We start from the raw sequence: 7004 nt of genomic DNA, 5'->3' as shown, positions 1-7004 counted from the left end.
CCAACCAGAGAACCGGCCCGCGATGCCTCAGGGCAAGCGGGCCGGAATGTCGTCGTGGCCGGCTCACGCCGGCCCACCGGCTCACGCCGGCCGGTGCGATCCGATCAGCGGATCACGTAGGGCAGCAGGCCGAGGAAGCGGGCGCGCTTGATGGCGCGCGCGAGCTCGCGCTGCTTGCGGGCCGATACCGCGGTGATGCGACTCGGCACGATCTTGCCGCGCTCCGAGATGTAGCGCTGCAGCAGACGCACGTCCTTGTAGTCGATCTTCGGCGCGTTGGCGCCGGAGAACGGGCAGGTCTTGCGGCGACGGAAGAACGGACGGCGGGCGCCGCCGGCGGATTGCATGGCCATGGCGCTCACTCCTCGGTGGCTTCGACTTCGGCGGTCTCGACGCGGTCCTCGCGCGGGCCGCGCGGGGCGTCGCGGTCACGGCGCGGGCCGCGATCACCGCGGTCGCCCCGGTCCCGATCGCCGCGATCCCGGTCGCCCGGACGGCGGTCGCCGCGATCGTCGCGATCGCGATCGGACTTGCGCATCATGGCGGACGGACCGGCCTCGAGCTCGTCCACCTTCACCGTGATGGCGCGCAGGACGTCCTCGTTGATGTGCTGCTGACGCTCGACCTCGGCAATCGCCGCGGCCGGCGCGTCGACGTTCAGGAGGGTGAAATGCGCCTTGCGGTTCTTGTTGATCCGGTAGGTCAGGGACTTCACGCCCCAATACTCGACCTTGGACACGGAGCCGCCCAGCCCCTCGATGACGCCCTTGTATTGGGTCGTCAGCTCTTCCACCTGCTGCGCCGAGAGATCCTGGCGCGCGAGATAGACATGCTCGTACAACGGCATGGAATGCCTTTCCTGGTTCGTGGCGGCTCGTCCGACGCGAAGCCCTTCGTGCCCTTCGGGAAAGGCGCGAATGGAAGCTCTGAAGGCGGGAACACGGGACGCCGAACCCTCGAAAGGTCCTGCCGGGCAACCCGTGAGGATCGCACAGCCGTCCGTTCAGCCCCCGGCCGGAGCCGAGCCGAAGCGCGCGTTTATACGGTTTTCGCCCGGAAACGCAAGCCGGGAACCTGTCGATCGGTTGGTGGAAGGGCCGCTCCGGCCGTAGTAAGTGTCAGCCCCACTTGACTTTAAGGCCCCTCACAGCGACTTAGCGCCCGATTGATGGAGGGAACACATGGCGGTCGCATTCGTATTCCCCGGCCAGGGCAGCCAAGCCGTCGGCATGGGCAAGGCGCTGGCGGAGAACTTCCCGGTCGCGCGGGCCGTGTTCGACGAGGTCGACGAGGCGCTCGGCGACAAGCTCTCCAGCATCGTCTTCGAGGGCCCGGCCGAGACGCTGATGCTGACCGAGAACGCCCAGCCGGCGTTGATGACGGTCTCGCTCGCCGCGCTGCGCGTGCTCGAGCAGGAGGCCGGCGTCGATCTCTCCCGTGACGCCATGTTCGTCGCCGGCCATTCGCTCGGCGAATACTCGGCGCTCGCCGCCGCCGGCGCGATCTCGATCGCCGACACGGCGCGGCTGGTGCGGACCCGCGGGCGGGCCATGCAGAAGGCCGTGCCGGTCGGGGTCGGCGCCATGGCGGCGCTGCTCGGGCTGGAGTTCGAGGCGGCCGCCGAGGTCGCCCGCGAGGCCGCCGAGGGCGCCGTCTGCCAGGCCGCCAACGACAACGGTGGCGGCCAGGTGGTGGTCTCCGGCGACAAGGCCGCGGTCGAGCGCGCCGTGGAGATCGCCAAGGGGCGCGGCGCCAAGCGCGCGACCCTGCTGCCCGTGTCCGCCCCCTTCCATTGCACCCTGATGGCGCCCGCCGCCGACGCGATGGCGGAGGCCCTGCAGTCCATCACGGTCCGCCGCCCGGTCGTCCCGGTCGTCGCCAACGTCCTGGCGGCCCCGATCACCGAGCCGTCGGCGCTGGTCCAGGCGCTGATCGCGCAGGTCACCGGCACGGTGCGCTGGCGCGAATCGGTCGCCTTCATGGCGAAGGCCGGGGTCACCAGCTTCTACGAGGTCGGGGCCGGCAAGGTGCTGACCGGGCTGGTCAAGCGCATCGCCGAAGGGGCGATCGGCGCGGCGATCGGCTCGCCCGCCGACGTCGCGACCTTCGTGGCGGCTCGCAGCGCGCTGCGCCAGGGCGCCGCGTGATGTTCGATCTCGGCGGCAAGACCGCGCTCGTCACCGGCGCGACCGGCGGCATCGGCGGCGCCATCGCCCGCGCCCTGCACCAGCAGGGTGCGACGGTCGCGATCTCCGGCACCAAGGCCGACAAGCTCGAGGCGCTCGCCGCCGCGCTCGGTGACCGGGTTCACGTGCTGCCGTGCAATCTCGCCGACCGCAGCGAGGTGGAGACGCTCGTCCCGGCCGCCGAGGCGGCGCTGGGCCAGCTCGACATCCTGGTCAACAATGCCGGGCTGACGCGCGACAACCTCTTCATGCGCATGAAGGACGCCGAGTGGGACGACGTGATCGCGGTCGATCTCACGGCCGCTTTCGTGCTGGCGCGCGCCGCCGTGAAAGGCATGATGCGCCGGCGCTTCGGCCGAATCGTCTCGATCACCTCGGTGGTCGGCGTCAGCGGCAATCCGGGGCAGGGCAACTACGCCGCCGCCAAGGCCGGCATGATCGGCATGAGCAAGGCGCTGGCCCAGGAGGTCGCCTCGCGCGGCATCACGGTGAACTGCGTCGCACCCGGGTTCATCGCCACGGCGATGACCGACGTGCTGAACGACAAGCAGCGCGAGACCGTATTGTCGCGAGTCCCCGCGGGGCGCCTCGGAACCAGTGACGAGATCGCCGCCGCGGTGGTTTATCTCGCCTCGGATCAGGCCGCCTACACGACCGGTCAGACGCTGCACGTAAATGGTGGGATGGTAATGATCTGACAGGGTTTTTTCGGTCCGTACAAGGATTGCGCGCGGCCCTCCCTGCGCTTCTGGTCAAGCCTGATGAAGTATGATAACCGATCCGTTGGGCTGGACGAGGAAGTGCGACGGGGCTGGGGCGACGGCATGTACCCCTTGGCCGGATGAGCGTTCAACAGCGTCCATCAAGATCGAGGCCGCCGGACCGCATTTGCTGATGCAATGCGCCCGGCCAAATGCCGAAAGCACGAGGGTTAGCAATGAGTGATATTGGCGAGCGGGTCAAAAAGATCGTCGTGGAGCACCTCGGCGTCGAGCCCGACAAGGTGACCGAGGGCGCGAGCTTCATCGACGATCTGGGCGCCGACAGCCTCGATACCGTCGAACTCGTGATGGCGTTCGAGGAGGAGTTCGGTTGCGAGATTCCCGACGACGCCGCCGAGACCATCCTGACGGTGGGTGACGCCGTCAAATTCCTCGAGAAGAACGCCAAGAGCTGAACTGCCGAACGCCGTCGCCGCAGGCCGATGCGCCTGCGGCGCTTCCCCGCCCGACGTCGCTGCTGTTCGTCGCCGATAAGGCCCGCACTGGTTCCTGATCAGATCGGGCCTGGTACTCCGTCCACGGCGGAGAGCCGCGGTCGGATGCGAGCGACCGTTGCGCGGTCGAACCGCCCGACACGGGTTGCAGCGGGACGCGGCGAACCGGCCGGTGCGGGACATGTGACATGAGGCGCGTGGTCGTCACGGGATTGGGCATGGTGACGCCGCTGGCATGCGGCGTCGAGGCGTCGTGGAAACGATTGCTCGCCGGCGAGAGCGGTGCCCGCAAGATCGACAAGTTCGAAGTCGCGGATCTGCCGGCCAAGATCGCCTGCACGCTGCCGCGCGGCGATGGCTCCGACGGCACCTGGAATCCCGATCTGTGGATGGAGCCGAAGGAGCAGCGCAAGGTCGACGACTTCATCGTGTACGCGATGGCGGCGGCCAGGCAGGCGCTCGACGATTCGGGCTGGCATCCGGCGACGCGCGACGACCAGATCAACACCGGCGTGATGATCGGCTCCGGGATCGGCGGCCTCGAGGGCATCGCCGAGACCGCCGTGCTGCTGAAGGAGCGCGGTCCGCGTCGCGTCTCGCCCTTCTTCATCCCGGGACGGCTGATCAATCTGGCCTCCGGCTACGTCTCCATCGCGCACGGCCTGAAGGGCCCGAACCATGCCGTCGTGACGGCGTGCTCGACCGGCGCGCATGCGATCGGCGACGCCGCCCGCTTGGTGATGCTGGGCGATGCCGACGTGATGGTGGCGGGCGGCGCCGAGTCGCCGATCTGCCGCATCTCGCTCGCCGGCTTCGCCGCCTGCCGCGCGCTCTCGACCGGCTTCAACGACGAGCCGACCCGCGCCTCGCGACCCTACGACCGCGACCGCGACGGTTTCGTGATGGGCGAGGGCGCCGGCGTCGTGATTCTCGAGGAGCTCGAGCACGCCAAGGCGCGCGGCGCCAAGATCTACGCCGAGGTGATCGGCTACGGGCTGTCCGGCGACGCCCATCACATCACCGCGCCGGCCGAAGACGGCGACGGCGCCTTCCGCTGCATGTCGATGGCGATCAAGCGGGCCGGCATCTCGGCCTCGGAGATCGACTACATCAACGCGCACGGCACCTCGACCCCGCTGGGCGACGAGATCGAGCTCGGCGCGGTGCAGCGGATCGTCGGCAACGACGCCGGCCGGGTGTCGATGTCGTCGACCAAGTCCTCGGTCGGCCATCTGCTCGGCGCCGCCGGCGCCGTCGAGGCGATCTTTACCATCCTGGCCATGCGGGACGGCATCGCCCCGCCGACCATCAATCTCGACAATCCCTCGGTCGACACGCCGATCGACCTCGTCCCGCACCAGGCGAAGCGGCGCGAGATCAATGTCGCGCTGTCGAACTCGTTCGGGTTCGGCGGCACCAACGCGTCGCTCGTGTTCCGGCGCACCGTCCAGTAGAGCATCGTCCGGACGGTTCCACCGCCCGGACCGGCAGCCGCCACGACCGGGGCCCTCTCGCGAGAGCGCCGGCGTCGGTGGCCGTCACATGCCGCGCCGGGTTCCGATCGGAGGCCGGCGTGCTCGATAAATTGGCCACAATCTCAAGGGTATTAGTCGATCCGACGGCGACCCGATCGGGGCGCGGCACGGCCGCGGTCACGCCCCGTCGGATCGTCGGACGCGATCGTCACGCCCCACCGGGGAGGCTCGCCGAGGTCGCGGGTTCTCGAACGGTCCCACCGGTCCTGGAGCCGACTGAACGATGAGCAATCTGGATACGCCGCCCGGTTCGGGCGCTCCGCCCGCCACCGAGTCGAAGCGGATCGCCCCGCGCAGCCCCCGTGCTGCGCTCGAGCCCGAGCGCATCCCCGTTCCGACCCGGCGCTCGGCCCGCGCCCGTCATCCGATCGTCGTCGTCGGCAATGCCATCTTCACGTTCCTGGTGCTGGTCGCGCTGGTGGTCGGCGGCGCGGTGTGGATCGGCAAGCAGCGGCTCGACGACGTCGGTCCGCTCGCCGCGGACAAGACCGTCAACATCCCGCGCGGCTCCGGCATCCGCGACATCGCCGACCAGCTGGTGCGCGAGGGCGTGATCGATCAGCCCTGGACCTTCGTCGGCGCCGTGATCGTCCGCAAGGCACGAGACGACCTGAAGTCCGGCGAGTATCTGTTCCAGAAGCAGGCGACGCTCGGCGACGTGATCAACACGCTGGTCGAAGGCAAGGTGGTCCAGCACTCGCTGACGATGCCGGAGGGCCTCACCTCCGAGCAGATGGTCCAGCGTCTGCTCGAGTCCGACATGCTGTCCGGCAATGTCCGCGAGATTCCGCGCGAGGGGGCGCTGCTCCCGGAGACCTACCGGGTGGTGCGCGGCACGCCGCGCGAGCAGGTGATCCAGCGCATGCAGCAGGCCCAGCGCCGCGTCCTGCAGGAGGTGTGGGACCATCGGAGCGCGGACCTGCCGCTGCGCACGCCGGAGCAGCTCCTGACGCTGGCCTCGATCGTCGAGAAGGAGACCGGCAAGCCGGAGGAGCGCACCCGCGTCGCCGCCGTCTTCGTCAATCGCCTCAAGCAGCGCATGCGGCTGCAGTCGGACCCGACCATCATCTACGGCCTGGTCGGCGGCAAGGGCACGCTCGGCCGGCCGATCATGCGCAGCGAGATCGAGCAGCCGACGCCCTACAACACCTATGTGATCGACGGACTGCCGCCGGGCCCGATCGCCAATCCGGGCCGCGCCGCGCTCGAGGCGGCGGCCAATCCGGCCCGCACCAAGGAGCTGTACTTCGTCGCCGACGGGACCGGGGGGCACGCCTTCTCGGAGACGCTCGACCAGCACCAGCGCTCGGTGACCAAGCTGCGGGCGCTCGAGCAGGCGCAGCGCGACGGCGGCGCGACCGCCTCGGCACCCGCCGCACCGTCGGCGCCCACGCCTGCGCCCGCTGCCGCGGCCACGCCGGCCGCCCCGCGCCCGTCGCCGCCGGCCCGTCGCTCCGAGCCGCGACCGCAGACGCAGCCGGCGCGCTGAGCCGCGGCGGCTCGGCCGCGCGACCGTCACGGTCCTGGCCCGCCGTCCTGGCCGTTGCTTCGTCGCCGCTCCGTCGTCGATCGGGCGGCAGCCCGGCGGCCGAACGGCTTGTCGGGACTCGCCCGGTCTTCTATGCCGACCGGATGGCGGCCCGGTCGGGCCGTCCGGCCTCTCCCGGAGCGAGAACCCGATATGGCCTTGTCCAGCATGACCGGTTTCGCCCGCAGCCAAGGCACCAGCGGGCCGTATTCGTTCGCCTGGGAGATCAAGTCGGTCAATGCCAAGGGGCTCGACCTGCGGCTGCGGATGCCGCCCGGCTGGGACGCGGTGGAGCCGCCGGCGCGCGCCCGCGCGGCCGAGGCGCTCACCCGCGGCACCGTCTACGCCAATCTGACCGTCGACCGGCCGGGCGCCCAGCCGGTGGTGCGGGTCAACGAAGCCGTGCTGTCGGCCGTGCTGTCGACCCTCAAGGGGCTGCGCGGCCGCGTCGAGGCAGAGCCGCCGCGGCTCGACGGCATCCTGGCCATCAAGGGCGTCGTCGAGGTCGCCGAAGCCGACGAGAGCGAGGACGAGCGCCG

At 70.2% G+C, this 7004-nt stretch carries 8 protein-coding genes; 6 read left to right on the top strand and 2 right to left on the bottom strand.

All coding sequences use genetic code 11. From position 1 onward, the window contains the following. Positions 1 to 104: 104 nt before the first annotated feature. Complete coding sequence (gene rpsR / locus CH341_RS20615) at positions 105 to 353, bottom strand: 30S ribosomal protein S18 (RefSeq protein WP_111420860.1); 249 nt, start codon at positions 351 to 353, stop codon at positions 105 to 107. Between the two features lie 5 nt (positions 354 to 358). Then, complete coding sequence (gene rpsF, locus CH341_RS20610) at positions 359 to 847, bottom strand: 30S ribosomal protein S6 (RefSeq protein ID WP_111420859.1); 489 nt, start codon at positions 845 to 847, stop codon at positions 359 to 361. A 334-nt stretch (positions 848 to 1181) separates the two neighbouring features. Here rpsF and fabD point away from each other — a divergent pair, with 334 nt between their 5' ends. The 6 genes from fabD to CH341_RS20580 all read left to right on the top strand — a co-directional run. Further along, complete coding sequence (gene fabD, locus CH341_RS20605; RefSeq protein ID WP_111420858.1) at positions 1182 to 2147, top strand: ACP S-malonyltransferase; 966 nt, start codon at positions 1182 to 1184, stop codon at positions 2145 to 2147. After that, complete coding sequence (gene fabG, locus CH341_RS20600) at positions 2147 to 2884, top strand: 3-oxoacyl-[acyl-carrier-protein] reductase (protein ID WP_111420857.1); 738 nt, start codon at positions 2147 to 2149, stop codon at positions 2882 to 2884. Before fabD ends, fabG begins: the two co-directional genes overlap by 1 nt. A gap of 239 nt (positions 2885 to 3123) precedes the next feature. Next, entirely contained in the window at positions 3124 to 3363 is a 240-nt protein-coding gene (locus tag CH341_RS20595; protein WP_111420856.1) for an acyl carrier protein, read from the top strand. A 227-nt stretch (positions 3364 to 3590) separates the two neighbouring features. Continuing rightward, the gene (gene fabF, locus CH341_RS20590) at positions 3591 to 4856 is read left to right on the top strand and encodes a beta-ketoacyl-ACP synthase II (RefSeq protein ID WP_111420855.1); all 1266 of its coding nucleotides are present in this window, start codon (positions 3591 to 3593) and stop codon (positions 4854 to 4856) included. 304 nt (positions 4857 to 5160) lie between these two features. Then, on the top strand, positions 5161 to 6426 hold the full coding sequence (gene mltG / locus CH341_RS20585; RefSeq protein ID WP_111420854.1) for an endolytic transglycosylase MltG: 1266 nt from the start codon (positions 5161 to 5163) through the stop codon (positions 6424 to 6426). A 192-nt stretch (positions 6427 to 6618) separates the two neighbouring features. Beyond that, a partial coding sequence (locus tag CH341_RS20580) for a YicC/YloC family endoribonuclease (protein WP_342635026.1) occupies positions 6619 to 7004 on the top strand: 386 nt, incomplete at its 3' end.

This window comes from Rhodoplanes roseus (assembly GCF_003258865.1).
Taxonomy (GTDB): Bacteria; Pseudomonadota; Alphaproteobacteria; order Rhizobiales; family Xanthobacteraceae; genus Rhodoplanes; species Rhodoplanes roseus.
Note: the sequence above shows the minus strand (reverse complement) of the source record. Positions and strands in the feature narration are given on the sequence as shown.

Bases quoted from the DNA above. Each gene is read 5' to 3' on its own strand.
- fabG (WP_111420857.1), top strand. From the start codon at position 2,147: ATGTTCGATCTCGGCGGCAAGACCGCGCTCGTCACCGGCGCGACCGGC.
- CH341_RS20595 (WP_111420856.1), top strand. From the start codon at position 3,124: ATGAGTGATATTGGCGAGCGGGTCAAAAAGATCGTCGTGGAGCACCTC.
- rpsR (WP_111420860.1), bottom strand. From the start codon at position 353: ATGGCCATGCAATCCGCCGGCGGCGCCCGCCGTCCGTTCTTCCGTCGC.
- fabD (WP_111420858.1), top strand. From the start codon at position 1,182: ATGGCGGTCGCATTCGTATTCCCCGGCCAGGGCAGCCAAGCCGTCGGC.
- mltG (WP_111420854.1), top strand. From the start codon at position 5,161: ATGAGCAATCTGGATACGCCGCCCGGTTCGGGCGCTCCGCCCGCCACC.
- fabF (WP_111420855.1), top strand. From the start codon at position 3,591: ATGAGGCGCGTGGTCGTCACGGGATTGGGCATGGTGACGCCGCTGGCA.
- rpsF (WP_111420859.1), bottom strand. From the start codon at position 847: ATGCCGTTGTACGAGCATGTCTATCTCGCGCGCCAGGATCTCTCGGCG.